General features: G+C 37.0%; 26 protein-coding genes and 1 tRNA gene. 21 read left to right on the top strand and 6 right to left on the bottom strand.

Annotated features, from left to right (window positions below; genetic code table 11):
- Nucleotides 1-77: 77 nt before the first annotated feature.
- Nucleotides 78-1,268: a M14 family metallopeptidase gene (locus tag GGQ92_RS04610; protein ID WP_184245084.1), complete on the bottom strand. Its 1,191-nt coding sequence runs from the start codon at nucleotides 1,266-1,268 to the stop codon at nucleotides 78-80.
- 196 nt (nucleotides 1,269-1,464) lie between these two features.
- Here GGQ92_RS04610 and GGQ92_RS04615 point away from each other — a divergent pair, with 196 nt between their 5' ends.
- The 15 genes from GGQ92_RS04615 (at nucleotide 1,465) to zupT (ending at nucleotide 16,645) form a co-directional block, all read left to right on the top strand.
- Entirely contained in the window at nucleotides 1,465-2,541 is a 1,077-nt protein-coding gene (locus GGQ92_RS04615) for a Gfo/Idh/MocA family protein (protein ID WP_184245086.1), read from the top strand.
- Between the two features lie 108 nt (nucleotides 2,542-2,649).
- Nucleotides 2,650-3,573 (top strand): AEC family transporter, encoded by a 924-nt coding sequence (locus GGQ92_RS04620; protein ID WP_184245088.1) that lies wholly within the window; start codon nucleotides 2,650-2,652, stop codon nucleotides 3,571-3,573.
- Between the two features lie 24 nt (nucleotides 3,574-3,597).
- Nucleotides 3,598-4,875 (top strand): nickel pincer cofactor-dependent isomerase, group 22, encoded by a 1,278-nt coding sequence (locus tag GGQ92_RS04625; protein WP_184245090.1) that lies wholly within the window; start codon nucleotides 3,598-3,600, stop codon nucleotides 4,873-4,875.
- Between the two features lie 23 nt (nucleotides 4,876-4,898).
- Nucleotides 4,899-5,669: an SDR family oxidoreductase gene (locus GGQ92_RS04630; RefSeq protein WP_184245092.1), complete on the top strand. Its 771-nt coding sequence runs from the start codon at nucleotides 4,899-4,901 to the stop codon at nucleotides 5,667-5,669.
- A gap of 38 nt (nucleotides 5,670-5,707) precedes the next feature.
- The gene (larE, locus tag GGQ92_RS04635; RefSeq protein WP_184245094.1) at nucleotides 5,708-6,514 is read left to right on the top strand and encodes an ATP-dependent sacrificial sulfur transferase LarE; all 807 of its coding nucleotides are present in this window, start codon (nucleotides 5,708-5,710) and stop codon (nucleotides 6,512-6,514) included.
- Nucleotides 6,515-6,566: 52 nt separating this feature from the next.
- Nucleotides 6,567-8,030 (top strand): gluconokinase, encoded by a 1,464-nt coding sequence (locus tag GGQ92_RS04640; protein WP_184245096.1) that lies wholly within the window; start codon nucleotides 6,567-6,569, stop codon nucleotides 8,028-8,030.
- A 71-nt stretch (nucleotides 8,031-8,101) separates the two neighbouring features.
- Nucleotides 8,102-8,851, top strand: coding sequence for a nickel pincer cofactor biosynthesis protein LarB (gene larB / locus GGQ92_RS04645; protein ID WP_184245098.1), 750 nt, complete (start codon nucleotides 8,102-8,104; stop codon nucleotides 8,849-8,851).
- 38 nt (nucleotides 8,852-8,889) lie between these two features.
- Nucleotides 8,890-10,470, top strand: coding sequence for an ABC transporter substrate-binding protein (locus GGQ92_RS04650; protein WP_184245100.1), 1,581 nt, complete (start codon nucleotides 8,890-8,892; stop codon nucleotides 10,468-10,470).
- A gap of 2 nt (nucleotides 10,471-10,472) precedes the next feature.
- Nucleotides 10,473-11,456, top strand: coding sequence for an ABC transporter permease (locus GGQ92_RS04655; protein WP_184245102.1), 984 nt, complete (start codon nucleotides 10,473-10,475; stop codon nucleotides 11,454-11,456).
- Entirely contained in the window at nucleotides 11,456-12,247 is a 792-nt protein-coding gene (locus GGQ92_RS04660; protein WP_221437234.1) for an ABC transporter permease, read from the top strand. Before GGQ92_RS04655 ends, GGQ92_RS04660 begins: the two co-directional genes overlap by 1 nt.
- Nucleotides 12,240-13,028: an ATP-binding cassette domain-containing protein gene (locus GGQ92_RS04665; protein WP_184245104.1), complete on the top strand. Its 789-nt coding sequence runs from the start codon at nucleotides 12,240-12,242 to the stop codon at nucleotides 13,026-13,028. Before GGQ92_RS04660 ends, GGQ92_RS04665 begins: the two co-directional genes overlap by 8 nt.
- The gene (locus GGQ92_RS04670; RefSeq protein ID WP_184245106.1) at nucleotides 13,012-13,635 is read left to right on the top strand and encodes an ABC transporter ATP-binding protein; all 624 of its coding nucleotides are present in this window, start codon (nucleotides 13,012-13,014) and stop codon (nucleotides 13,633-13,635) included. Before GGQ92_RS04665 ends, GGQ92_RS04670 begins: the two co-directional genes overlap by 17 nt.
- Nucleotides 13,636-13,658: 23 nt before the next feature.
- Nucleotides 13,659-14,141 carry a PH domain-containing protein gene (locus GGQ92_RS04675; RefSeq protein WP_184245108.1) on the top strand — a complete coding sequence of 161 codons (483 nt, stop codon included), beginning with the start codon at nucleotides 13,659-13,661 and terminating at the stop codon, nucleotides 14,139-14,141.
- Nucleotides 14,134-15,612 (top strand): PH domain-containing protein, encoded by a 1,479-nt coding sequence (locus GGQ92_RS04680; RefSeq protein ID WP_246384047.1) that lies wholly within the window; start codon nucleotides 14,134-14,136, stop codon nucleotides 15,610-15,612. Before GGQ92_RS04675 ends, GGQ92_RS04680 begins: the two co-directional genes overlap by 8 nt.
- Nucleotides 15,613-15,832: 220 nt before the next feature.
- Nucleotides 15,833-16,645: a zinc transporter ZupT gene (gene zupT / locus GGQ92_RS04685; protein WP_184245112.1), complete on the top strand. Its 813-nt coding sequence runs from the start codon at nucleotides 15,833-15,835 to the stop codon at nucleotides 16,643-16,645.
- Between the two features lie 23 nt (nucleotides 16,646-16,668).
- On the opposite strand, the gene GGQ92_RS04690 is transcribed toward zupT, so the two are convergent.
- A complete protein-coding gene (locus tag GGQ92_RS04690; protein ID WP_184245114.1) occupies nucleotides 16,669-16,803 on the bottom strand; it encodes a lmo0937 family membrane protein in 135 nt (44 codons plus the stop codon).
- A gap of 352 nt (nucleotides 16,804-17,155) precedes the next feature.
- On the opposite strand from GGQ92_RS04690, the gene GGQ92_RS04695 reads away from it, so the two are divergent.
- The 3 genes from GGQ92_RS04695 to GGQ92_RS04705 all read left to right on the top strand — a co-directional run bounded on the left by GGQ92_RS04695 (nucleotide 17,156) and on the right by GGQ92_RS04705 (nucleotide 19,073).
- Nucleotides 17,156-17,229: transfer RNA gene (locus tag GGQ92_RS04695), tRNA-Gly, on the top strand.
- Nucleotides 17,230-17,397: 168 nt separating this feature from the next.
- Nucleotides 17,398-18,546, top strand: a complete 1,149-nt coding sequence (gene queG / locus GGQ92_RS04700; protein WP_184245116.1) for a tRNA epoxyqueuosine(34) reductase QueG — start codon at nucleotides 17,398-17,400, stop codon at nucleotides 18,544-18,546.
- Nucleotides 18,543-19,073, top strand: a complete 531-nt coding sequence (locus GGQ92_RS04705) for a methylated-DNA--[protein]-cysteine S-methyltransferase (protein WP_184245118.1) — start codon at nucleotides 18,543-18,545, stop codon at nucleotides 19,071-19,073. Before queG ends, GGQ92_RS04705 begins: the two co-directional genes overlap by 4 nt.
- A gap of 33 nt (nucleotides 19,074-19,106) precedes the next feature.
- Here GGQ92_RS04705 and GGQ92_RS04710 read toward each other — a convergent pair whose 3' ends face one another.
- Entirely contained in the window at nucleotides 19,107-19,313 is a 207-nt protein-coding gene (locus tag GGQ92_RS04710) for a hypothetical protein (RefSeq protein ID WP_184245120.1), read from the bottom strand.
- Nucleotides 19,314-19,568: 255 nt separating this feature from the next.
- On the opposite strand from GGQ92_RS04710, the gene GGQ92_RS04715 reads away from it, so the two are divergent.
- The 3 genes from GGQ92_RS04715 to GGQ92_RS16510 all read left to right on the top strand — a co-directional run bounded on the left by GGQ92_RS04715 (nucleotide 19,569) and on the right by GGQ92_RS16510 (nucleotide 23,904).
- Complete coding sequence (locus GGQ92_RS04715; protein ID WP_184245122.1) at nucleotides 19,569-20,408, top strand: amidase domain-containing protein; 840 nt, start codon at nucleotides 19,569-19,571, stop codon at nucleotides 20,406-20,408.
- A 55-nt stretch (nucleotides 20,409-20,463) separates the two neighbouring features.
- Nucleotides 20,464-20,937 carry a tRNA (uridine(34)/cytosine(34)/5-carboxymethylaminomethyluridine(34)-2'-O)-methyltransferase TrmL gene (gene trmL, locus GGQ92_RS04720; protein WP_184245124.1) on the top strand — a complete coding sequence of 158 codons (474 nt, stop codon included), beginning with the start codon at nucleotides 20,464-20,466 and terminating at the stop codon, nucleotides 20,935-20,937.
- A 261-nt stretch (nucleotides 20,938-21,198) separates the two neighbouring features.
- Nucleotides 21,199-23,904, top strand: coding sequence for a glycosyl hydrolase 53 family protein (locus GGQ92_RS16510; RefSeq protein ID WP_184245126.1), 2,706 nt, complete (start codon nucleotides 21,199-21,201; stop codon nucleotides 23,902-23,904).
- A 51-nt stretch (nucleotides 23,905-23,955) separates the two neighbouring features.
- Here GGQ92_RS16510 and GGQ92_RS04730 read toward each other — a convergent pair whose 3' ends face one another.
- The 3 genes from GGQ92_RS04730 to GGQ92_RS04740 are packed head-to-tail and all read right to left on the bottom strand — an operon-like array spanning nucleotide 23,956 to nucleotide 25,884.
- A complete protein-coding gene (locus GGQ92_RS04730; RefSeq protein ID WP_184245128.1) occupies nucleotides 23,956-24,660 on the bottom strand; it encodes a hypothetical protein in 705 nt (234 codons plus the stop codon).
- A complete protein-coding gene (locus GGQ92_RS04735) occupies nucleotides 24,653-25,513 on the bottom strand; it encodes an ABC transporter ATP-binding protein (protein ID WP_184245130.1) in 861 nt (286 codons plus the stop codon). The genes GGQ92_RS04730 and GGQ92_RS04735 overlap by 8 nt, the downstream gene beginning before the upstream one ends.
- Nucleotides 25,510-25,884, bottom strand: coding sequence for a GntR family transcriptional regulator (locus tag GGQ92_RS04740; RefSeq protein ID WP_343068767.1), 375 nt, complete (start codon nucleotides 25,882-25,884; stop codon nucleotides 25,510-25,512). The genes GGQ92_RS04735 and GGQ92_RS04740 overlap by 4 nt, the downstream gene beginning before the upstream one ends.
- Between the last annotated feature and the right edge of the window lie 171 nt (nucleotides 25,885-26,055).

The following is a 26,055-nucleotide window of genomic DNA, read 5'->3' on the forward strand; positions in this document are numbered from 1 at the left end:
TAGCCTAGCTTAATCAAATGTTTACCCCATCAAATCTAACTTTAGACTGCTAGAATCCGATATTGAGCTGCTCGATATCACATGTATAAGGTTGCAAGCATAATTCCTAATGTTTCTTCATAAATTTCTTCAAATTGTGAGATTGGTAATGGATTAACACCTTCTCCTAGTTCAAAAGTGAAACCAGGCTTGCGGAAATGATAGATATACCAATCCTTATACCCCGCGTAACTATCAACATAACGAATGGCTTTATAACCACTTGTTCGTTCAAACTCTTCCACGATTCTTTCTGAATCAGTTGGTTCTCTTCCTTCAAAACCCCAATAAATTTCTTCACCTTGTGTATGCATGCAATTTAACATGTCAAACTCTCCAGCACCAGCTAAGTTAGCCATTGTAATTGCCTCCGGTTCGGTTAGCGGTTCAAACCCAGGAAAATCTCGTGGAGCGGGTTCTGCTGGCTTTCTTACTTGTTCCAAATCCCATTTTGCAGGGAATTGATTATTTAAATCCACTCCTTTAATATTCGCTTTCCAATTTGAAAAGTCTACATTTCCATCGTTCAAATCTAATACATAATCCTTCCAATCTTCCGCAGCATCGGCCCCATTTAATACTAAATCGACCCCATCAGGATTGACCATTGGCACAATGGATAAGGTTACAGATTGGAAGAAGGGTAGTAACTGTAACTCGCGAATCGCCTGATTCGTTGTTAATGCTAGTGCATAATCATTTAAAAACCTCATAATTACAGAAGTAGTAATCCATTCGTTAGCATGGAAGGAACCATTAATATGTCGTTGTTTTGGTCCGCTACCAATTTTTAATTCAAATATATCCTTTGATAGAACAGATTTGCCAATTGAACGACGAAATATAAAAGGATAGAGAGTGATTAACCGTTGAAGGTCTTTTTGTAGCTTTGCATACGTATAACGGTCTGGATCGTGAATAATCCGGTCTTTTACTAAGTAAGGAATATAAAGTTGTTGTTTGGGAGTGATAGAATCAGGATCTACGTTTTTGTTAGCCAGCTGTAACATGTCAACAGGTACTTGATAGTTCTTTGCGATATCCGATAATGTATCCTGTTGTTGAACAATATACGTTCGAGTAGCATATCCTGGTATGTTGACAGCTTGACCAGCGTCTAACTGTAAAGGTTGTAAAGTCATATTAGAAGCTTGAAGAACGGAAAGTGGAATACGAAAGAGCTGGCTATAGTACCAAAGTGAATCTCCTTTTCTTACGACGATTTTCATCTGCATTCTCCTCTTTCATTTGTTTATCTCATCCTATGAACCTGGTTGGTAAAATAGAAGAAGAGGGAGTGTGAAGTAGAAGAAGTCAAAAAACGGATAGAAAAAAGAATTCTTTTTTTGAAGGAAGTATATTAATAGAAAAGAGGAATGAAAACACTTACAATAGATATGAATTTATATTGAGGAGGAATTACAGATGAGCAATGCGGATGGCATGAATTACGCGCCGAAGGGAAAACCGAGTCCAGTTGTTAAAGAAGGTGAATTTGTTATTGCGGCGGTGGCATTAGATCACGGTCACATTTATGGACAGTGTAATGGTTTAATCGAAGCAGGCGCAACCTTAAAGTGGGTCTTTGATCCAGACCAACAAAAAGTTGATCGATTTTTACAAACCTATCCACAAGCAAAACAAGCGAGCTCATTAGAAGAAATTCTATTAGATGAAGAGGTCCAGTTAGTTACAGCAGCCGCTATTACATCGGAAAGAAGTGCATTAGGGAATAAAGTGATGAGAGCTGGAAAAGATTATCTTACAGATAAAGCGCCTTTCACAACAATGGAGCAGCTAGAGGAAACAAAACAAGTAGTAAAAGAAACAGGAAAAAAATATATGGTCTACTATAGCGAACGACTACACGTAGAAAGTGCGATATTTGCAGGACAGTTAATTGAGCAAGGAGCAATTGGAAAGGTTATTCAAGTTACTGGTTTTGGTCCTCACCGTTTAAATGCATCTAGTCGTCCTGAATGGTTTTTCCAAAAGGAGAAATATGGTGGAATTTTATGTGATATAGGGAGTCATCAAATTGAACAATTCCTCTATTATACAGGTGCGAAAGATGCGAAAGTACTGCATAGTAAAGTAGGTAACTACAATAATCCAGAATATCCGGAGTTAGAGGATTATGGAGATGCGACATTAGTGGCTGATAATGGTGCAACAGGCTATTTCCGTGTTGACTGGTTTACACCGGATGGCTTAAGTACGTGGGGAGACGGGCGAATATTTATTACGGGAACAAAAGGTTTAATTGAGATTCGGAAATATGTAGATTTAGCACGAGGAACAGGAGGTAATCAACTCTACTTAGTAACGGATAAGGAAGAAAAACATTATGAACTAAGTGGAAAAGTAGGTTATCCTTTCTTTGGTGAGCTTATTCTCGATTGTATAAATCGAACAGAGAACGCGATGACTCAAGAGCATGCTTTTAAGGCGGCTGAGCTTTGTCTACAAGCGCAAGAACAAGCCATTGTAGTTACTGACTAAAGCATTTTATCTTCTAAATTAAATAAAGAGGTTTCCAATCTCAGCCATTCATGTTACAATAATAACAACGTTGTTATTTTAGCGCTTTCAATGCTAAGGAGTGACAGAATGGCTGAGTTTTTATTAATTTTTACAAATATTATTTTACCTATTTTTATTTTGCTTTTTATTGGCTTCGTCATTCAGATGAGATTTCAGCTGGATTTAGGTACGTTAGCAAAAATTAATATATATTTCATCGTGCCTGGATTTATTTTTGTTCGACTATATGAATCTGATTTTGGCCTTGATCTGTTTTTGAAAGTGTTATTATTTTTTATTTTATTAGTATTTTTATTATATTGTTTAGCGTTCATCACGGCAAAGCTAATGGGGATTAAAGGGAGTAAGCGGACGACATTTTCCAATAGTGTGATGTTTTTTAATTCAGGAAATTATGGAGTGCCTGTTAATGACCTTGTATTTCGCAGTGATCCATTCGCGATGTCGATTCAAGTAATTATGCTTACATTACAAAATATCTTTCTATTTTCTTATGGAATCTTTTCACTGAGAGCACATCAAGATGGGAAATTAAAGGCAGCTTTAGGTTATTTTAAAATGCCTGTTTTATATGCAATGCTTGCTGGTGTTTTATTAAATTATTGGAATGTACCTATTCCGAGTCAGATCTGGATACCAGCTAATTATATTGCGAATTCGATGATTGCAATTGCACTGTTCACCTTGGGGGCACAAGTAGCCAAGTTAAAATTTAAGAAAGGCTTATATTCTGTCTATGCTAGTATTGTCTTACGATTATTAGGTGGGCCTTTACTTGCACTACTCATAATCGTTACGTTCAATATTGAGGGTGTCCTGGCAAAGGCACTTTTTATCGCATCAAGTATGCCGACGTCAGTGAATAGTGCTGTTATTGCAGAAGAATATAAAAGTCATCCAGATTTAGCCGCACAAACGGTCTTATTTTCTACTGTAGCAAGTATGGCAACTGTAACAGCCGTTATTTATGTAGCGAATCTAATATTCTAATAAAGATAAAAAGGAGTGAGCAATATGAGTATTCTTCATGAATTAGTAAAAGAAATCCCTATTCCAAAAATGGCAAAGGTAAAGCAAACATTTGATAACACAGAAATTGAAGATGTTACTTCTGCTTTAAACAGAGAATTTGAACAAAAAAAGATTGCTACTACAATCAAGCCAGGTATGAGTATTGCAGTTGCTGTTGGTAGTCGAGGATTAGATCGTCTTGTAGAGATGACAAAGGTAACGATAGACTTTATTAAACAACAAGGAGGGAAGCCGTTTATTGTCCCGTGTATGGGAAGTCATGGTGGTGCGACGGCAGAGGGACAAAAAGCTGTATTAGAACATCTAGGTGTAAAGGAAGAAATTGTAGGTGCAGAAATTCGTTCCTCAATGGAAGTAATTAAAATTGATGAGCTTGAAAATGGTCTACCGATCTATATTGATAAGCTTGCCTCAGAAGCCGATGGAATTGTTGTAATTAATCGAGTGAAGCCACATACCGCATTTCGTGGCCCATTTGAAAGTGGCATTATGAAAATGATTAGCATTGGTTTAGGTAAACAAAAAGGTGCAGAAGCATGTCACCAACTAGGCTTTAAACATATGGCAGAGCATGTTCCTGCGATGGCAAAAATAATTATTGATAAGATGCCTATTCTCTTTGCAGTCGCATCCGTTGAGAATGCCTATGACCGAATTAAATTAGTAGAAGTATTACTACCAAATGAAATCGAAGGTCGGGAACCAACATTACAGGAAATGTCGAAGGCTTCTTTACCAAAGTTATTTTTCGAGCAAATTGATGTCCTAATTATTGATGAAATTGGAAAGAACATTAGTGGTGATGGAATGGATCCGAACGTAACAGGAAGATACCCGACACCTTATGCTTACGGCGGACCAGATGTTTCCAAGATGGTTGTACTAGATTTGACTGATGAAACAGAAGGGAATGCCAATGGTGTAGGTACTGCAGATTTTACTACGGAACGACTAGTAGACAAAATGGATAGGGAAGCAACCTATGCAAATGGTTTGACTTCAACCGTTGTGGGACCGACACATATTTCCACTGCGATGCCTTCCGACAAAACGGCTATTCAAGCAGCCATTAAAACGTGTAATATTCTTGATTTCAGTAAAGCAAGGGTTGTCAGAATCAAAAACACATTGGAAATAGGAGAGATTGAAGTCTCCATTAATATGATCGAAGATATAGAAGCACATGACCATTTAGAGCGCTCTTCTAATTGGTATGACTGGAGTTTTGACGAGAATGGTAATTTTATTAAAACAAAGTAAAAGAAAACTAGGAGGAAACTAATATGAGTCGATTATTTGATTTGTCAGGTAAAACAGCAGTAGCACTTGGTGGTAACAGTACATTAGGTGGTGCAATTTCAAAAGGTCTTGCTGAACATGGTGCAAGAGTTGCAATTGTAGGGAGAAATATCGAAACAGCAGAGGAAGTTGCAAATGAAATTATAGCATCCGGAGGAGAAGCAAAAGCATTCCAGGCAGATGTTAGTAATTTAGACACGGTAAAACAGGTAGCATCAGATATTGAAGCATGGTCAGGAGGATGGGACATCTTATTAAACGCTCCTGGCATGAATAGTACGACACCATTTTTAGAGCTTGAGGAAGAAGAATGGGATAAAATCATGGATGTTAATTTAAAAGGTATCGTGTTTGCTACGCAAATTTTTGCGGAAAAAATGATAGAGCAAAAACGTCCAGGAAGTATTATTAATATTTCGTCGGTGTCATCTACAACACCTCTATCAAAAGTGTTTACGTATTCAGCGTCAAAAGCGGGAATGAACAGTGTTACTCAATTCTTAGCAAGAGAGTTTGCACCACATGGAATCCGTGTGAATGCAATTATTCCTGGATTTTTCCCTGCCGAACAGAATCGAAAAATCTTGAGCGAAGACCGTGTAGCATCGATTATGAACCATACACCAATGAACCGTTTTGGAGAAGCAGAAGAATTACAAGGTGCCGCAGTATATCTAGCGTCTGATAAAGCGAGTAGTTTTGTAACGGGTACGTTCCTCCGAGTTGATGGTGGTTTTGGTAGTATGACGATATAATGAAAGCGTATAATAAGAGACAACAGGAGGGGTGTTAAATGCTAGAGCAAAAATATGAAAAGCTTGTTTCCATATTAAAGGATATGAGAAAGGTAGTCGTAGCTTTCTCTGGAGGAGTGGACAGTACCTTCCTTCTTAAGGTAGCCGTAGATACGTTGGGTAAAGAGCAGGTATTAGCCGTGACTGCTGATTCTGAAACCTATCCTACCTCTGAGCTAGAGGAGGCGAAACGATTGGCACAGCTAATTGATGTACCTCATCAAATCATTGAAACAAGTGAACTAGCAATCCCGGGTTACACAGAGAATGATAAGAACAGATGTTATTTTTGCAGGAGAAGTCTATTCGAACATATTCAACCTATCCTTGAGGAAAAAGGTTTTAAAAATGTCGTCTACGGTGTTATTGCAGATGATTTGAGTGAATATAGACCAGGAATGCGTGCAGCAAAAGAACAAGGAGTCCGCGGACCACTACAAGAAGCAAATTTATTTAAGGAAGAAATCCGTGAATTATCTAAAAATCTTGATTTACCAACATGGGATAAACCATCGTTTGCTTGTTTATCTTCTCGTATTGCCTATGGAGAAACGATAACGCAAGCTAAACTAACAAAGGTAGAAAAATCTGAAGCCTTTTTGAAAACATTAGGTATTCGACAAGTAAGGGTGCGAACACACGACGATATTGCACGTATTGAAGTAGAGGCACAAGATATGCAGAAATTACTTGCCAACCATGGCCGTATAACAGAAAAATTACAGTCTTATGGCTATAAGTTTGTAACGATGGATTTGATGGGTTATAAAAGTGGTAGTATGAATCGTGCATTGCCGAAAATCTAGTAATCTATATAGATAGAAAACTAGCGAACGAGGATGGAAAGGGAGTTGGAAGATGAGAGAGTTAGTAATTGGCCTGGACCTTGGAACTACTAGTGTAAAAGCAGTGGCATTTGCTAGAAATGGGAAAGTAATCTATGAAGCAGAGCAACTAATTAATACATTCTATCCTGAAGCATCTTATGTTGAACAAGATCCAGAGGAAGTAGAAATGAAGTCAAGATTAGTATTGCAGAAGGTGCTTGCACAGACAACGAACGAACGAGTATTAGCAATTGGAATATCGTGTGCAATGCACTCCCTTATATGTGTAAATAAAAAAGGTGAACCTCTCTCGCCTATGCTTATATGGTCGGACGGTAGAAGTAGCGATTTAGTTAAGAATCTATCTGAAGACGAAAAGCAACATATTTATAGTAGGACAGGCACTCCTATCCATCCAATGGCACCAATTTGGAAATTAAAGTGGATGATGGATAATCAATATTCACCTTATACAGAAGCATGTTTCTATCTATCTATGAAAGACTATCTTCTCTATCAATGGACAGGTGAGCTAGTTACCGATTATTCGATGGCTTCCGCAAGCGGATTGATGAATATTCATGGGCTTCATTGGGACAAAGACGCACTTGAAGTAGCGGGAGTAAAGGAAGAACAGCTACCTCGGATCGTTCCACCAACGTATATCTTAGATACAATAAAAGACTCGGTACAACAACAATTAAAATGGCCGAATGAAACAAAGCTCGTTATAGGCGCAGCTGATGGCCAGCTAGCGAATTTAGGTAATGGTGCAATTGAAGCGGGTGAAGTAGCAGTAACGGTTGGAACAAGTGGAGCAATTCGTCAAATGATTGAAGGGCAACATGTGAACGAAAATGGTGAAACCTTTAGCTATGCTTTTACAGATCAATCTTCCATTATAGGTGGTCCAACGAATAATGGTGGAATTGCTCTTCAATGGTTAAAAGATGTGATGGAATTTCAAGGATCACACGAGGAATTTTTAGCAGGTGCAGATAGGATTAAGCTTGGTTCTGAAGGCTTACTATTTATCCCTTATATTAATGGAGAGAGAGCGCCTGTTTGGAATCAACAGGCACGTGGAAACTTCTTTGGATTATCTATTACCCATCAACGAGAGCATTTAGTGCGATCTGTATTAGAGGGGATTGTTTTTAATTTGTATAAAATCGGAAAGTCACTAGAAGATATTGCTGGGAAGCCGAAGACAATTTCTGTGAATGGCGGACTGTCCAAATCTCCGTTATGGGTGCAAATAATGGCTGATGTATTTGGCCAAGAGATTCAGCTCGCAGAAACACATCATGCAGCTGCATGGGGTGCAGCATGGACAGCTCTCGTAGCTATACAGGAAGAGCCGAGCTTTACAGCAATAAAACAACACATCCCAATCGAGAAATGGATACAGCCAAATAAAGAAAATCATCAACAGTACATGACAATTTTTAATAAATACGATCAGCTAGCAAAAGAAATCTCTAAATATTTCTAAGTTAACATCCCGGTAGAGAATAGTGATATAATAGCATCGATTCATAACATACAATAAGTGGATGTGGTCATATGCTCGATAACATTTTAAAACAAGTAGCAGAAGGAAATATGTCTCTCGAGGAAGCAAAAAAAGAATTGGCTACCTTCGAAAACTTAGGTTTTGCGAAAGTCGATCATCACCGACCGAAACGACAAGGATTTCCTGAAGTTATTTTTGGTGAGGGAAAAACAGCGCAGCAAATTATCGAAATCGCACACTCTATGTTGGCCAAAAAAGTGAATATTCTAGCTACGAGAATCGAACAGGAAAAAGCAGAAATAGTAAAAACTTCACTCCCTGAATTTGAATATGATCCAACAAGTCGTACGATGATTTTACGTAATGAAGAAAAGCCAACGATTTTAGCAGGTTATATAGCAGTTATTTGTGCAGGTACGTCTGATTTACCAGTAACAGAGGAAGCAGCAAAAACTTTAGAAGCTTTTGGTATCGAGGTTCGACGTTTTTACGATGTTGGTGTTGCTGGTATTCATCGTCTTTTTAATTACATAGAAGAGATACAACAAGCAACAGTCTCTATTGTTGTTGCTGGGATGGAAGGAGCATTACCAAGTGTAGTTGGTGGTCTTGTTTCACATCCAGTTATCGCTGTTCCGACGAGTGTTGGTTATGGCGCAAATTTTCAAGGGCTGTCTGCATTACTCACAATGCTTAATTCTTGTGCATCAGGAATTAGTGTCGTTAACATCGACAACGGATTTGGTGGAGCTTACAATGCAGCGTTAATACACCGTGTAGCTAATAAAATAGAAAATTAATAAACAATCTAGATGAATACTTGCTAGGAGTACGAGATATGAAGCGATATTATTTTATTCTTCTCATTCTTTCTGTTCTGCTGTTAGGATGTAACGCAAAGGGAGAAGAGATGACCACTAATGGACAACCAGATCATTTAGTTTTAGCGATTGGTTCCGAACCAGAGCAAGGCTTCGACCCTACCACAGGGTGGGGAAGCTACGGATCACCCCTTTTTCAAAGTACACTTCTCCGATTAGATGAGAATTTACAAATCCAATACGATTTAGCAACAGAGTATACGATCTCTGAAGATGGTCGGATATGGACAGTTACATTAAGACAGGACGCCTATTTTTCGAATGGTGAAGCCTTAACGGCAGAAGATGTTGTGTTTACGTTTGATTTAGCGAAAACAAAGCAATCGATAGTTGATGTATCCAATGTTGAAAAAATAGAGAAAACCAATGATTATGAAGTTGTTTTTTATCTAAAGGAACCTCAATCAACGTTTATTACTTTACTACAAACGCTTGGTATTGTTCCTAAGCATGCATACTCAGACGAATACGCATCCAACCCAATAGGCTCAGGCCCATATCAACTGATTGAATGGAGGAAGAATGAACAGCTTATAGTCGAAGTAAACCCGCATTATTATGGGAAGGCTCCTCTATTTGAACGGTTGACTTTTTTATTTATGGAACCAGATCAAGCATTAGCTGCAGCTAAAACAGGAGTGATAGATGTACTCTCTGTCCCAGCGACTTATCCAAAAGAGGATATAGCAGGCATGGAGCGTCTTTCGCTAGCTAGCGTAGACAATCGTGGTATTATGCTACCTTTTGTATCTCCAACTATTAATAGTGACGGTGTACAAATTGGACACGAGGTTACGTCAAATGAGGAGATTAGGAAGGCAATGAATCTGGCTGTACACCGACAGGAGTTAGTCGACACGGTTATGAACGGTGAAGGAACACCCGCTTATTCTAGTGCGGATCGGTTACCTTGGTTTCATGAAGAAAATATAATGAATGATAATGATAAGGTGGCAGCAGAAGAGCTACTTCTTTCCAATGGTTGGAGTAAGGGGGATGATGGTATTTTTCAAAAAGAATCCCTACGAGCCAGTATGATGCTTTATTATCCGGCGGGTGACCAATTACGCCAATCTCTTGCTTTACTAGTTGCACAACAATTGAAGGAAATCGGGTTAGAAATCGTGCCAAAAGGGGCTAGCTGGAATGACATCGAAGAAGTAATGCATAAAGAAGCTGTTTTAATGGGATGGGGAAGTCATAACCCAATTGAATTATTTAACTTATACCATTCTGGCATGGCAGGAATGGATTATTATAATGCAAACTATTACCAAAATGAAAAAGTGGATGAATATATGGAAAAAGCTATCCAATCTACCAACTTAGAAGATGCATATGAATACTGGAAGCTTGCTCAATGGGATGGTACAACTGGTTTTAGTGGGAAAGCAGACGCTCCTTGGGTATGGTTAGTAAATGTCAATCATATTTATTATGTGAAAGAACCGTTACAAATAGGAGAACAAAAAATCCAACCTCATGGTCATGGTTGGCCAATAACAGACTTTATTATGGAGTGGACGTGGGAGGAATAACGATGCCATTTATTCGTTGGCTACTTATAAAGCTATTGCAGTTATTTCTTTTGCTCCTAGCAGTTTCCTTTGCCTCTTTTTCTTTAGTGAAACTTTCTCCTATTGATCCCGTACAAGCTTATTTAGGAGCGGGAAGGATGCAAATCAGTCCAGAGCAGTTAAAAGATATTCAAGCGTATTGGGGATCTGAGGTGCCTTTTTTCGAGCAATTTCGACAATGGTTTTATGACGTTTTACGAGGTAACTTTGGAGAGTCTTCGATCTATCGGCAGCCGGTCATCGAGGTAATCAGTGAGCGATTTCTTGCCTCTTTTCTTCTTATGCTTGTTGCATGGCTATTATCGGGTTTGCTCGGTGTAGTACTTGGTTCGATAGCTGCTATGAATGAAAATAAATGGTTAGATAAATGGATAAGAACGTATTGTTATATTCTGTTAGCAACACCTGGTTTTTGGCTTGGTATGATTATCTTACTCTTTTTTTCTGTTTATATGGGGTGGTTTCCGATTGGATTTGAAGCTCCGATAGGGATGACATCGGATGAAATTTCAATAACAGATCGTATTTATCACATGATATTACCTGCACTTACGTTAAGTTTATTAGGTATTGCTAATGTGTGCTTACATACAAGAGAAAAATTATTAGAAACTCGTCGTCAGTTGTTTTTTATTCAAGCACAAGCAAATGGTACAAGAGGATGGAGTTTAGTTTACCGACACGGTTTACGCCATATTTCTTTTCCTGTTATCTCGGTACATTTCGCTAGTTTTAGTGAATTATTTGGTGGAACCATTCTGATTGAACAAGTTTTCAGCTACCCGGGAATAGGTGAAATTATTGTGAATGCAGGACTACGTGGAGATGTTGCATTATTGCTAGGTACAGTAATATTTAGTGCTTGTTTTGTTTTTGTAGGAAACTTTTTAGCAGATTTGCTTCACAAGTGGATTGACCCGCGTACTAGAAGAGAGGGAATTCAATAATGAAACGAATCATATACCCTCTTCTATTACTTATTCTTATTTTTCTTATAGCGAGATTATCTCAACTAATTCCAATCGATTTAGTACCCGAAAACAGAAATAGTGCACCAAGCTTACAACACTTATTTGGTACCGATTGGATTGGTAGAGACATGTTGCTTAGGACACTATCAGGTCTTCAGCTAAGCATGGTGATAGGTTTCATCACGGCAATTGGAGCAAGTTTAATCGGTTTAATTTTTGCTGTTATTGCGTCTACCCATCCGATAATGGATCGAATTGTTACATGGTGTATTGACTTTACTTTAAGTATCCCGCACATTCTAACATTATTGTTCGTTTCATTTCTGTTAGGGGGAGGCGAAAAAGGGATCCTTATTGGTTTAATTCTTACCCATTGGCCTGTTATCACAAGGGTTATCCGTTCAGAAATCAAACAACTAAGTAAAATGCCGTTTATACACCTATCATCAAAATTAGGAAGATCATCAAATTGGATTGTGAGACATCATTATATTCCACACCTTATGCCACAAATTATGGTAAGTTTTATGATTGTGTTTCCGCACTCAATTATGCATGAGGCTGCTGTTTCGTTCCTAGGATTTGGTCTTTCTACCGATAGAGATGCTATCGGTGTTATTCTAGCAGAATCGATGCAATATTTAACTTCAGGCTATTGGTGGCTTGCGTTTTTTCCAGGTCTCACGCTTTTAGGAGTAATTCTATTGTTTCACTATTTCACACATCAATTAAGAGCATATATAGAAAGGGATAGGTCTTATGAATAGAATACTAGAAGTGAATACCCTGACTATCCACCATTCATCCTCTAATCTTCGGTTGGTCCACCCTTTATCGTTTACAATAAAAAGTGGAGAAGTACTCGCATTAGTTGGTGCTAGCGGATCCGGGAAAAGTTTAGTAGCTCAAGCGTTGTTTCATATTTTACCTACTAATTTATCGTGGGAAGGAGATATTCGTCTTAAGGGAAATCTAGTTCATAATAAAAATGTTCAAAATTACCGAGGGAAATCGATGGCTTATATACCACAGTCTGTGGATGCCCTCGATCCGTTTTTAAAAATAGGTAAGCAATTGAAACAATTAACACCGACTCATACTGGAAAAAAAGAAATAATAGAAGGTTTGAAACGGTTAGGTTTAACAAAAAGCATTCTAACGAAATATCCTTTTGAATTATCTGGTGGTCAAGCTAGAAGAATACTTATTCTCATGGCTTTGGTAAGCGAAGCGGATTTAATCGTAGCGGATGAACCAACACCAGGTATCGGAGAGCAAGCAACAGAGGACTTTAGGAAACTACTACTAGCAAAGAAAGATAGTGGAAAAGCAGTCCTTCTTATTACACATGATTTAGACCTAGCATCAGACGTAGCAACTAAAATCGCTGTAATGAAGGATGGTAAAATGGTAGATATATTCCCATCTAGTTGGCTCCAGAAAGACGCGCTGGATAGAAATAACCTCCACCCGTATACACTTGAATTATGGAATTCTCTTCCTCGGAATTTGAATACACAGGAGTGGTTCCATGCTACACGTTCATAATGTAAATTACGCTTATAAAAAACAAAGTCTTTTAGAAAATGTATCTTTTGAAATGAAGCGAGGAGAAATAATAGGATTAATAGGAGAAAGTGGTGTAGGTAAAACAACGTTCGGAAAAATTGTAGCTGACTATATCCGTCCAGACTATGGTAACATACAAATAGATTGGGAAAAAGATAAGCCTTATCCTGTTCAATTTTTATTTCAGCATCCAGAGCAATCTGTTAATCCTAAATGGCGAATCAAACGAATATTAGAGGAAGCAGGAAGGATTGATTCCTACTTATTACGTCTATTTAACATAGATAAGGTGTGGCTGCAACGTTTTCCTAATCAGTTATCAAGTGGGCAACTTCAAAGGGTCTGTATTGTAAGGTGTTTACTAGCTAAGCCTAGCTTTATTGTCGCCGATGAAATAACTACGATGTTGGATGCTATCTCGCAAAAAGAGGTATGGCAAAATCTTTTAAAAATAACGACGACAAATAATATTGGTATACTAGTAATTAGTCATGATCGTATTTTATTAGATAAGATATGTTCAACTATTTATGAATTAAAAGATTTACATTTGAAACCAATTGCACGTTCAGTACGTATTAATTAATGAAGTAGATTGGAGGGGGTATTATGAGAACAGAGCCAACAGAAAGAATAGCGGTAGAGGCAGTAAATGCTTGGCGTTTATCCGCTCATTTAATCAGTGCGATTGCCGCAATAGTAACGATTGGTGTATTTGTTGCCAGTCACTTTTTAGATTTTATACCTGGTTGGGTGGGATGGACATTAGCTGGTTTTACTATCATTGAGTGGGTAATTACCGCCTATGTTGTCCCAAAATTGCGTTGGAGACGTTGGCGTTATCAAATTTATGAACAAGAGATTTATATTCAACATGGAATTATTATCGTTACTCGTACAGTTATACCAATGATACGAGTACAACACGTTGATACGAAGCAAGGGCCAATTTTAAAGAGATATGGTTTGTCGAATTTAGAAATTTCGACGGCTGCAACGACACATGAGATACCAGCATTAAGTGAAGAACAAGCAGCTGATTTACGAGATCAGATATCAGAATTAGCGAGGGTGGAACAAGATGATGTATGAGCCAAAACGTCTTCATCCTGCAGCGATGATTATTTCTGTTATTAATACGGTACGACAAGTCATTTTTGGTTTAATACCTTTATTTATTATTGCAATTAATACAGATATTTGGAAATATGTCTTATTAGGGATAGGCGTGCTTGTACTATTAATTATCGTGAGCAGTATCCTAACTTGGTTACGGTATACATATACACTTGAAGAGGATCAAATTCGGATAGAACAAGGGCTAATTGTGCGTAAGAAACGAACCATATCGAAACATAGAATACAATCGATTGATCTTTCACAAAATATTGTCCACCGTATTCTGGGATTAACAAAAGTCCAGATTGAAACTGCTGGAAATGACCAAAAAATTGATGCTGCCTTACATGCTGTTACGATGGAAGAAGGTAAAATAATTCATGACCAGTTAAAATATACGCAGCAAACAAAAGAAATAGAAACAGATGAAGGTGTAGAAGAAACAGAAGAAATAATAGAAGAAAAAGATTATCCTTCGAAGAAAATAAGTTTACAGAAACTATTTATCGTAGGTTCTACATCAGGTGGGTTCGGTGTAGTATTAGGTTTATTCGCGCTTTTCTTCTCACAGGTGGAATCGTTCATTCCAGAGCAATTTTATGACACAGCTACTACCTGGGTAGTCTCACAGGCAGTACAAGTTCTTATTGTTTTAGTAGTTATCGCACTTATCTTATTATGGGCAATTGGGATTCTCTATACGGTTATTCAGAATTGGGATTTCACGATTACTCGTTATGAAAAAGAACTGTTCATTACGAGAGGATTGTTAGAAAAGAAACAGTCTACCATCCCTCTAAGCCGCATCCAAGCAGTTGGTATACAGGAGAATATTGTTCGTCAACCACTTGGCTTTGCAACGGTGTATGTCGATATTGCAAGTGGTGAGGTAACTAGTGGTAACAATGTAGAGTTACATACAGTGATTTTTCCATTAATAAGAAAGAAAGATGTCTCTACTTTCTTAAACGAATTATTACCTGAATATGAGCTGACAAGTGAAAAGCTAACACGATTACCTAAGAAAGCATTGCCTTACTATCTATTACGATTAGCTATAATCCCTATCTTAGCATCAATTGTTATGGCATTTACGTCACCTAACATAGTATTTATACCATTAATTATAACGGGTATCTCTTTAATCTTTGGATGGGCTCAATTTAAAACGGCGGGATATGCAATATCCAATAACCAACTAACTGTGCAATCGAGGATGATGAATAAAGATACTGTATTTGTACTTCATAAGAGACTACAATCTTTGAAAAAGAAGCAGCATATCATTCATCGAAAACAAAAGCTTGCCAGCTTAGATACAGCCATACTAAACAGGTATCAAGGACGTCATATTGCCATTAAAGAGCTCAGAGAATCAGATGTAGATAAAATAGCAGATTGGTACTCGTATGAAAAAAGAAACTCTGCACCATCATCCTCCTGATGAAACAGGGGGATGATTTTTATTTGCTTAGTTTTCTTCTAAGATCTCATTATAAAAGTTAGCCACCATTTTACTATTTGTTTAGTATACTAAATTTTCATAGATATGCTCAATAATATTTGACGTGCCCAAAAGTTAGGAGTAAAATCTTTCGCAAATGAACCTTTTTATTTACTCATGCATAAAATTGAAAAGAAAGCCTAGGAGGTGAGAGGAAGTCATGGAAGTATCGACCGAATTAATATTGCTTGCGTTCGGTTTGACCTTAATTGCAGGGTTAGCAACAGGAGTAGGAAGTCTACTAGCTTTTTTCACTTCGAGTACCAATACAAAGTTCCTATCGTGGGCTTTAGGTTTCTCCGCAGGTGTTATGATATATGTTTCCTTTGTAGAAATTTTAGTAAAAGCAAACGATGCCTTAACAGCTGGACTTGGCGAAAATAAGGGTGCTTGGGCAACTGTTGTTGGCTTTTTTGGAGGAATGTTACTTATTGCATTAATTGATAAATTTATTCCTTCCCATGGGAATCCCCATAATATAAAAAAAGTAGAGGATATGCATCGACCGAATCCTCAAGGGGATGGAGAACTTATCAAAATGGGTACGTTCACTGCATTGGCTATTGCTATTCATAACTTTCCTGAAGGGATTGCAACCTTTACTGCTGCTTTACAGGATCCAGTTTTGGGTATAGCTATTACAATCGCTATTGCCATTCATAATATTCCGGAAGGGATTGCTGTATCCGTTCCAATTTATTTCGCAACAGGTGACAAGAAAAAAGCATTTCGACTATCGTTTTTATCTGGATTAGCAGAGCCTGTTGGCGCATTAGTAGCATTTTTATTTTTGATGCCGTTTTTAAATGATATTGTTTTTGGAATTGTTTTTGCTTCTGTAGCTGGAATCATGGTGTTTATTTCCATTGACGAACTTCTCCCAGCTGCAAAAAAATATGATGAGGCACATACATCCATTTATGGTTTAATTATTGGGATGGCGGTTATGGCTGTAAGTTTATTATTAGTATAAAAAAACGGGTAAAATACCCGTTTTTATTTTCGAATCATATTTACAATAAAGACAATCAAGGCAATAACTAGTAAAATATGAACTAGTCCGCCAGCTACATCAAATATGAAACCTAATAGCCAGATTAATAGTAAAATTCCAATAATGGTCCAAAGCATTACGCTTCACTCCTCTTGTGTTTTGTTATATGTAAAATCCCCTAGTTGTAAATAGCTTAAACATATTTTTTTAAGTGACACTGCTCCGACCTCTTACGATTTAGAGATGAAAAGGTGTTTGGCATCCTTCTAGTAATCTTCAATTTATCATTTTTTCTACTAGGTGTTGGTTGCAAACATAAAAATAAATTGCTATAATATTAAACATCGTTTGAATCAAAGAAATATGTATAATCTAATCGAAATGTCCCGAAACAGTGTTTAATGAAGCGATGCTAGAAGATGCAGGGACAGGGACCATAAGCTTAAATTAAAAGCGTGTTGGTATTGAAATTTATTATACTATTATAATGCGGGTGTAGTTTAGTGGTAAAACCACAGCCTTCCAAGCTGTTGTCGAGGGTTCGATTCCCTTCACCCGCTCCATACATAGGTGTGAACGTAGTGCTTTGTTTTAAATGAAGCATTACGTTTTTTCTTTTGTATAAAAGCCGTATGTAATAATAATTTTTAGCTCCTCCGTTCGTTGAGGATTATACAGATATGTTACTATATAAGTGTACTACCTATTCGTGAAAGCGGAGGACAGTAAATATGTATGAAGCATTAAGAAATGAATTAATTGAATATAGTAAAACAATTGGTATTGATGAAGTAGGATTTGCGAGTGTCGAACCTTTTCAAGATTTAAAGACTCGCCTAAAAGAGCAACAGGAATTAGGTTATGCTTCAGGCTTTGAGAAAGGAACTATAGAGGAACGAACAACCCCTTCTCTTCTAATGTCAGAAGCAAAATCTATTATAGCAATAGCACTTAGTTATCCAACGAGAATGAAAAATAAATTACCGAATAAAAAAGGTGAAAGAAGAGGGATGTTCGCTCGTGCTTCTTGGGGAATAGACTATCATATAGTTTTGCGTGATAGACTAGAAAAGCTAGCTGATTTTTTAAGTGAGAAAATCCCTTCCTTTCAATATAAAATAATGGTCGATACTGGGGAGCTATCTGATCGTGCCGTTGCCGAGCGAGCTGGGATTGGCTTCAGTGGGAAAAATACAATGATTATCCACCCAGAGTTAGGCTCTTATATTTATTTAGGTGAAATGATAACAAATATCCCATTTACACCAAGTCAACCACTAAACGTAACGTGTGGCGATTGCACCAAATGTCTCGATGCATGCCCTACTGGAGCTCTTGTGGAACCGGGACGTTTGAATGCACAACAATGTTTAGCTTTTCAAACACAAACAAAAGGTTTTTTAGATGATGAATATAGAGATAAGTTAGGCAACTACGTATATGGATTTGAAACATGCCAAGTTGTTTGTCCTTATAATAAAGGGGTCGATTTCCATCATAATGAGGAATTCGAGCCAGATCCAGAATTAGTCACGCCAAAATTAACGGATCTATTACAAGTATCGAATCGGCAATTTAAAGAGCGTTTCGGGATGATGGCTGGTTCTTGGCGCGGAAAAATGCCAATTCAGAGAAATGCAATAATTGGCTTAGCACATTATAAAGAAGAATCCTCTGTAGGCTTGTTGATTGAGCTTATGACAACAGATCCACGTCCTGTAATAAGGGGAACTGCTGCTTGGGCAATAGGGAAGATAGGTACAGATGAGGGTTTTCATGCCATTTCTACTGCCCTACAGGAGGAAAGTGATAAAGAAGTTATTGAAGAAATGAAAAAGGGGTTATCATTTCAAAAGCTAGAAAAGGAGCAAGAAGGATGAAGCAACTTACTGTATGCGAAACAGACTCTCCAATTGGCAAACTTACGATGGTTGCAAAAGGAGAAAAACTTATCTTAATAAAGTTTGGTACTTGGCAAGAGAATAAAGAAATCATTACACATTGGTGTAGGAAACACAAATTACCGCAAAAATTCGACTTTGATGATAATCCTTTTGAACTAATAAAAACACAACTACAGAACTATTTCCTGGGAAATAGTCATACATTTACTATCGATTATGAATTACATGGGACACCTTTTCAATTGAAGGTGTGGAATAAGTTAGCGGAGTTTGCAAAATATGGGGAAACACGATCGTATCAAGATTTAGCAATCGCGATTGACTCGCCTAAAGCAGTTCGCGCGATTGGTGGAGCTATGAACAAGAACCCAATTTCAATAATTATTCCTTGTCATCGAGTAATTGGTAAAAATAAGCAGTTAGTAGGTTATGGTGGCGGTTTGGATAAAAAAACATATTTATTAAATTTAGAGAAGGAAATTAATCATATGAGAAGAGAGTAGAATGGCAGACCCCATCCTACTCTCTCTATATTTTTATTCAGGTGCCATTTCTGGATCTTCTTGCATACCATCCTCTGTAGCTGGTGGCTCATTCACAGCTGGAGGTGGTGTTTCTTCGTCTTGAGTAGGTGTATTATCTACCGGAGGTTCTTCTTCTACCGGATCATCTCCACAGGCAGAAAGTAAAGTGACAGTTAATGCAGATGCTCCTAATAGCGTCAATAACTTTTTTGTCTTCATTATAAAAACTCCTCCTTTGAAATTGACTACTTGTCATATAACCCTTAGTAGAAACAATTAAACTATGTTCCTTTAAATGTAATATTTATCATCTAGCTGCAATATTTGTAATCTTAGGGTTCCACTTATCCTTGAAAACTTACAATTTCTACTTTGTCGATTTACATCACCGTAGTTATTTTCCTTTCTTATAGTATGAAAAAAGCATATAGCAAATCAAACTCCAATATGATTAAAAGTAGAGGAGGCGACAGCATGAAAGAGTGGGAAGCTCTACGTCAGTATTGGGAAGAAAACCAAGATTTATGGAAGGATAGTGCGAAAGAGAAACAAACATTTTACCAAGCTATGAATAAAAAAATCGCAAAAACAATTTACAATTTTACAAATTATAAACGAATCAGTGATACACTGATCTATCAAATGAGAACGACACATTATATTGAGGACAATGGAGATGTATATGAAGAAGAGCAATTAGATTGGCGAGAAGCAAAAATTGTTAATGGGAATATAGTTGAGGATCAACCATCGGATAATTTAAGTTTCTTAAATAAGAGACAACAAATGAGAATACCCATCGATACTGATACGAATAGACGTTTTAACTATGATCGGAGGAAAGCAGTTCAATATGCAGATAGATGGTGGAACGATGCAAATCCAGAATATCATTTTTTCGAAGTAAACGATTGTACAAATTATATCTCCCAATGTCTACGTGCCGGTGGTGCACCTATGAGAGGGCAACCGAATCGTTCTGAAGGTTGGTGGTATAGTGGTGACAATTGGAGTTTTAGTTGGTCAGTAGCACATTCATTTCGTTGGTATTTGAGTGAGTCCACGATAGGATTGAAGGGAAAACGATTAGATAACCCAACAGACTTGTTACCTGGAGACGTTATCTGTTATGATTTTCAAGGTGATGGGCGGTTTGACCATACAACGATTGTTGTTCGAAAAGACAGTGAAAATATGCCATTAGTAAATGCACATACAAATAATAGCCGTAATCGATATTGGACATATGAAGATTCAATGGCTTGGACACCTAACTGTGAATATATATTTTTTAGGATAGGTAATGATGATTGAGGTAAAAGATATGATATAATGTCTTAGTTATATTATAAATAGAGGTGAAAGTGAAGTGGCAATACACGTCGTATTATACCAGCCAGAAATTCCTGCTAATACCGGTAATATTGCACGTACTTGTTTAGCGACTAACGCAGAACTGCATCTTATTCGTCCGTTAGGTTTTTCTACAGATGATAAGATGTTGAGACGGGCAGGGCTCGACTATTGGCATGATGTTCGTATACATTATTACGATGGAATGGAAGAATTATATCGCGCTTATCCAGAAGCTGAATTCTATTACATCGAAAACTTTGGCGAAAAATATTATTCTGATTTTGACTTTAGTGATCCAGAGAAAGATTTGTTTTTTGTATTCGGGAGAGAAACCAACGGTATACCAAAAGACTTATTAATAGGGAAAGAGGACCGTTGTCTACGCATCCATATGACAGACAAAGTACGATCATTAAATTTATCTAATACTGCAGCGATTATCGTATACGATGTATTAAAACAACAAGGTTTCCCAGGTTTAAAATAAGAATGTTAGGAGCTTCTATAGCTCTTAGCGTTCTTTTTTTATGCTAAAAACAGTATCACAAAAGGTCTTACGTCATGTAATCCTATGGAAATGGACAAAACGCCTAACTTAGAATGTCGGGGGTGTATCAGCCTTCGCGATTCTTATTGCTGTTATGTTTTATGAAAGTTTAGTGGAGAAATTTAATATATTAAGTAAAATGTAAACGTTTTATAATAGAGATATTAAGTTTATTAATTTAATTTACTAAGGAGGATGAATATGTTTAAGAAAGTAACAGCTTTATCTATTTTAAGTGCAATTTTCCTATTATTAATTTCACACACTGTTTCTGCTGATACAGGGGAAAATCTGCTGCAAAATGGTACGTTTGACGATGATATTTGGGAGGAAGATACTTGGATTTTTTCTGAAATTGATTGGGATACAGTTACGATTCAACAAGAAGATGTTGAATCGAATGTAGCTCTTAATTATTTTTTTCAACCAGATTCAGGTGACGATAGTTCATTTCGTATGGAACAAGAGGTTACTTTGTCAGCAGGAAATTATGTATTAACTTTAGATTCCATGGGTGGAGAAGGAAGTTCTGTTCAGTTATTTGCAGGAGAAAAGCTTGGGCCAGAAATAGAAACTACTGGATGGCTAAATTGGGAAACATTGCAACTTGAAATCGAAGTACATGAAGAAACTACCCTTCAGGTGGGAATGATTGTGAACGGACCTGCAGAGGCATGGGGTTACATAGATAATGTTAGCTTAATGAAACAAGGTGAAAAAATTCCAATTCCAGTAGAGTCAGACATTTTTGTAGAGCGAGTGCCAGGAATAGACGAAGATTTTATTAAAGGAGTCGATATTTCTAGTATAATTGCGTTAGAGAATAGTGGAGTTACTTTTTATAACGAAGAAGGAATAGAACAAGATATATTTACAACATTGAGTGAATCGGGGATTAACTATATTCGAGTTCGAGTGTGGAATGACCCTTTTGATAGTCAAGGGAATGGGTACGGTGGTGGTAATAACGATTTAGAAACAGCGATTGAAATTGGTAAGCGAGCAACAGAAAATAATATGAAATTATTAGTGAATTTTCATTACTCTGATTTTTGGGCAGACCCTGGCAAGCAACAAGCTCCAAAAGCTTGGGAAAACATGCCTTTTGAAGAGAAAAGACATGCACTTTATGAGTTTACAAAGGACAGCTTAGAACAAATTCGTTCTGCAGGTATTGACATCGGTATGGTTCAGGTTGGAAACGAGACGAACAATGCAATGGCAGGTGAAAATAATTGGGAAAGAATTTCTGAATTATTTAACGCAGGTAGCCAGGCAGTACGGGAAATAGATCCAAATATATTAGTCGCATTACATTTTACGAACCCAGAAACAACTGGAAGATATGACAACATTGCTAAGATATTAGATGATAACAATGTAGATTACGATGTATTTGCAAGTTCGTACTATCCATTTTGGCATGGAAGTTTGGATAATCTAACAACTGTCTTGAAAAATGTTGCGGATACGTATGATAAAAAGGTGATGGTAGCAGAAACATCTTATACGTATACGGACGAAGATGGGGATGGACATGCTAATACGGCACCTGACGCAGCTAGTCAAAGGTTAGATTACCCGATAAGTGTACAGGGGCAAGTACATGCAATACGTGACGTGTTTGAAGCTGTAGTTAATGTAGGTGATGCAGGTATAGGTGTGTTTTATTGGGAGCCTGCATGGTTACCTGTTGGACCACGTGATGATCTGGAAAATAATCAACGTTTATGGGAAGAATTTGGTTCAGGATGGGCAGCTAGTTATGCGGCTGAATATGACCCGAATGATGCAGGCGAATGGTATGGAGGGAGTGCAGTAGATAATCAAGCTTTATTTGATTTTAACGGTATGCCACTTCCATCGTTAAAAATGTTTAATTTTTTAGATACGGGAGCAATAGCAGCGGTTCAAATTGAGGATGTTCAAGATATTGAACTTCAAGTTAATAAAGGAGAAACTATTACCCTACCTGAATCTGTAACAGCAATTTTTAATGATGGAACCGAAAAAGCTGTACCCGTCGAATGGGATGAACAAGCTCTAGAAGATTTAATCAATGCTGATTTAGGAACCTATATTGTATCGGGTGTATTAGAAGATGGAATGTCTGTAGATGCACATATTACAATTCAAGCAGAAAATTTTGTTCAGAATCCAAGTTTTGAATTAGATGATATTAGTATGTGGGAGTTGATTTATTTAAATGGCACTTCTGAGCAGGCCTCAATAAAAAATAACCCATCTGATGCACGTACCGGGGACTACAGTGTAGGCTACTGGTCGGATGATGTTATTGATTTTATGATAACGCAAACGATTACCGATTTAGAGCCTGGGTATTATAATTTATCTATGCATAACCAAGGTGGAGATACAACAGATTCTAACATGTACTTATTTGCAGAGACAGAGGATGGAAATATAACAAAGGATACGACCGTTGAAGGTTGGGATGAATGGGTTTTTACGGAGATTGAAAAGATCAAGGTAACAGATGGAGTGTTAACGATTGGTGCTCATATTCAAACGAACCCAAGAGCCTGGGGTTCTCTGGATGATTTCTATTTATATAAAGTAGGAGAATTAGATAAAGAATCTGTACCTGAGGAGTCAACACCTGAAAAAACAGAAGAAGATGAAGAAACTGATAAAGAAGAAACTTCAGTTGATAACAATCGTGATACAACGGAAGACTTAGTGAATAACGAGAATAATAGTATAGAGAATACGAATGGGGACAATGCGCAGATAAATGATAAAAATGGAGATATTGATGATCAAGCGAAACATTTACTGCCACAAACAGCAACATCAATATATAGTTATCTATTAGTAGGTGTTATTTTGATAATAGGTGGAATTATTACCTATATTGTGTATCAGAAAAGGAAGCGGACAATCTGATGATAAAGATCACCCCAGTTAGCGTTCTAATTGGGGTGATTCTGTTTAATCTTATTTTGTCTGATCAAGTATACTAGCATTTCGAATTAAAAGCCAAATGATCAGTGAGAAAATTGCATAGAGAATAAAATAGACTCCGATATGATACTCTTCATAGCCTAAGGCAAGTAATTTTCCTAATCCTACTAATTTTTCTACTACTTCTGGAAAGAAGAACATAGCGATGAAAGGTGCTATACAGATGGCTCCTAATAAATAGCCAAAGCGGAAAAAAACCACCGTAATACAACTACAAAGCAAAAATAGTAAGGCATAAAGTAAGGCCTCAAAAATAAATACTTCCATTATCGTTACTGGAATTTCAAAACTCTCATCCATACCCAAAAAAATAAAATTTTCAATTTGGAATAACTTTACAACCTGCGCAATTATGTTTGTGACCAAATGAGATAGTATCGTCATTCCAACGGCATATAGTAATGTAAAAATTACGAGAGATATAAGATAGCTATGACGGTTCGTACCATATTTAATCAAAAATGGAAAGGTATCTTTAAAGAAAAAGATTGAAAAGATAATTGTAAAAATAAAACTTGGGATAACATTTACGCCGATAAATTGCATACCGCCGCCTATTATTGTAGTAAGGACTAGTAATGCACCGATGAAAAGTAAATAAATGAACCAGAAAAGTAAAATGGACCTAATCGAGGTTTTGTAAAGATAAAAAAGATTTAATCGGACTTGTTTAAGCATAGGATTTCACCTCTTCTTTAGTCAAATAAACAAATAATTCCTGTAAGCTCGCACGACTTACTTTTAACGAACCAACGTCTGTAATCTCCTCGTCAAATAGAACTGCAACTTTTTGGCCTAACATCGTTGATTCATAGATGACTTGTTTATTCTGTATGATTTTATCTACTTCTTCTGAACTTCCAGTTAAGACAAGGTGTTTTCGAGCAATATCATCGCTCGTTTCATGAAGCATGAGACGGCCTTTTTGTAGGATAACGACTTCTTCAAAGAGTTTGCTTACTTCGTCGATGAGATGAGTGGATAAGATAATCATTCTAGGTTGTTGTTGGTAGGATTCAAGAAGTAAATCATAAAATAAAGAACGATAGCTAGCGTCTAGACCAATATAAGGTTCATCGAAAATGGTTAGAGGAGCATGGCTTGCAAGACCTGTAATAATGCCTAAAGCAGAATACATACCCTTTGATAAATTTTTTACTTTTTGTTTCTTTTTTAATTGGAATAGCTCGATAAGTTTCTCTGCATATTCATGATCCCAATTAGGATAGAATTCTGCTGAGATTGCTAGAACATCTTTTATACTAAATTTCTCATTGAAATTATCACTTTCCATTACAAAACAAATATCTTTTGTTATTTCGTAGTTATTGAACGAGTTTTGTCCATTTACTTTCAATGTTCCAGATGACTGTTGAAAATGCCCAGCCAACATTCTCATAAATGTAGTTTTGCCCGCTCCATTTTTACCAAGTAATCCAATGATTTTATTTCCCTCTAATTGAAGGCTTAGGTCATCTAAGGCAACCTCTTTTAAATAGTTTTTGCGGAGATTGTTCGTAGAAATATTCATTCTGATTCCTCCTCTATCCAGTGAATGATCGTTTTTTTATTAAAATCGATTCTTTCTGCCTCTTCCAGCATTGGTTTGACAAAATCTTTAAAGAAGTTTTCTTTCTTTTTTGATAAAATAATGTCCTTCGCTTCCTTCGTTACAAACATTCCAACGCCTCGCTTTTTATAAATAATTCCTTGGTCTACAAGCAAATTAATACCTTTCGCTGCCGTTGCGGGATTAATTTGATAATACTTTGCTAGTTCATTAGTTGAAGGCACTTTTTCGTCTGCTGTTAAATTATCTTCAGCAATGCTCGTTTCAATCATTTCAGCAATTTGCTGAAACAAAGGGATATCATCCCTTAAAGAATTGCTCAAAATGTTCACCACCTAATTGGTTAGTTACTTGTGTAATTAACCATATAACAAAATAACGCAAAAAGCAAGATGGTTTTCTGAATTATTATAAATTTTCGGAAAACTAGTGATATACGTTTTAGGGGGATAAAATTACGAAAAGGTATGATTTAACAGATCAAAGCATATGTTGGAGGTGTG

The sequence above is a fragment of the Gracilibacillus halotolerans genome, assembly GCF_014206945.1.
Taxonomy (GTDB): Bacteria; Bacillota; Bacilli; order Bacillales; family Amphibacillaceae; genus Gracilibacillus; species Gracilibacillus halotolerans.

What these genes read in the sequence shown, in the direction of transcription:
- GGQ92_RS16510 (WP_184245126.1), top strand. Translation starts at nt 21,199, where the DNA reads ATGTTTAAGAAAGTAACAGCTTTATCTATTTTAAGTGCAATTTTCCTA.
- larB (WP_184245098.1), top strand. Translation starts at nt 8,102, where the DNA reads ATGCTCGATAACATTTTAAAACAAGTAGCAGAAGGAAATATGTCTCTC.
- GGQ92_RS04715 (WP_184245122.1), top strand. Translation starts at nt 19,569, where the DNA reads ATGAAAGAGTGGGAAGCTCTACGTCAGTATTGGGAAGAAAACCAAGAT.
- GGQ92_RS04630 (WP_184245092.1), top strand. Translation starts at nt 4,899, where the DNA reads ATGAGTCGATTATTTGATTTGTCAGGTAAAACAGCAGTAGCACTTGGT.
- zupT (WP_184245112.1), top strand. Translation starts at nt 15,833, where the DNA reads ATGGAAGTATCGACCGAATTAATATTGCTTGCGTTCGGTTTGACCTTA.
- GGQ92_RS04660 (WP_221437234.1), top strand. Translation starts at nt 11,456, where the DNA reads ATGAAACGAATCATATACCCTCTTCTATTACTTATTCTTATTTTTCTT.
- GGQ92_RS04610 (WP_184245084.1), bottom strand. Translation starts at nt 1,268, where the DNA reads ATGAAAATCGTCGTAAGAAAAGGAGATTCACTTTGGTACTATAGCCAG.
- GGQ92_RS04655 (WP_184245102.1), top strand. Translation starts at nt 10,473, where the DNA reads ATGCCATTTATTCGTTGGCTACTTATAAAGCTATTGCAGTTATTTCTT.
- GGQ92_RS04675 (WP_184245108.1), top strand. Translation starts at nt 13,659, where the DNA reads ATGAGAACAGAGCCAACAGAAAGAATAGCGGTAGAGGCAGTAAATGCT.
- GGQ92_RS04640 (WP_184245096.1), top strand. Translation starts at nt 6,567, where the DNA reads ATGAGAGAGTTAGTAATTGGCCTGGACCTTGGAACTACTAGTGTAAAA.
- larE (WP_184245094.1), top strand. Translation starts at nt 5,708, where the DNA reads ATGCTAGAGCAAAAATATGAAAAGCTTGTTTCCATATTAAAGGATATG.
- GGQ92_RS04670 (WP_184245106.1), top strand. Translation starts at nt 13,012, where the DNA reads ATGCTACACGTTCATAATGTAAATTACGCTTATAAAAAACAAAGTCTT.
- GGQ92_RS04705 (WP_184245118.1), top strand. Translation starts at nt 18,543, where the DNA reads ATGAAGCAACTTACTGTATGCGAAACAGACTCTCCAATTGGCAAACTT.
- GGQ92_RS04650 (WP_184245100.1), top strand. Translation starts at nt 8,890, where the DNA reads ATGAAGCGATATTATTTTATTCTTCTCATTCTTTCTGTTCTGCTGTTA.
- GGQ92_RS04730 (WP_184245128.1), bottom strand. Translation starts at nt 24,660, where the DNA reads ATGCTTAAACAAGTCCGATTAAATCTTTTTTATCTTTACAAAACCTCG.
- GGQ92_RS04625 (WP_184245090.1), top strand. Translation starts at nt 3,598, where the DNA reads ATGAGTATTCTTCATGAATTAGTAAAAGAAATCCCTATTCCAAAAATG.
- GGQ92_RS04615 (WP_184245086.1), top strand. Translation starts at nt 1,465, where the DNA reads ATGAGCAATGCGGATGGCATGAATTACGCGCCGAAGGGAAAACCGAGT.
- GGQ92_RS04680 (WP_246384047.1), top strand. Translation starts at nt 14,134, where the DNA reads ATGTATGAGCCAAAACGTCTTCATCCTGCAGCGATGATTATTTCTGTT.
- GGQ92_RS04735 (WP_184245130.1), bottom strand. Translation starts at nt 25,513, where the DNA reads ATGAATATTTCTACGAACAATCTCCGCAAAAACTATTTAAAAGAGGTT.
- queG (WP_184245116.1), top strand. Translation starts at nt 17,398, where the DNA reads ATGTATGAAGCATTAAGAAATGAATTAATTGAATATAGTAAAACAATT.
- GGQ92_RS04710 (WP_184245120.1), bottom strand. Translation starts at nt 19,313, where the DNA reads ATGAAGACAAAAAAGTTATTGACGCTATTAGGAGCATCTGCATTAACT.
- GGQ92_RS04665 (WP_184245104.1), top strand. Translation starts at nt 12,240, where the DNA reads ATGAATAGAATACTAGAAGTGAATACCCTGACTATCCACCATTCATCC.
- GGQ92_RS04690 (WP_184245114.1), bottom strand. Translation starts at nt 16,803, where the DNA reads ATGCTTTGGACCATTATTGGAATTTTACTATTAATCTGGCTATTAGGT.
- GGQ92_RS04620 (WP_184245088.1), top strand. Translation starts at nt 2,650, where the DNA reads ATGGCTGAGTTTTTATTAATTTTTACAAATATTATTTTACCTATTTTT.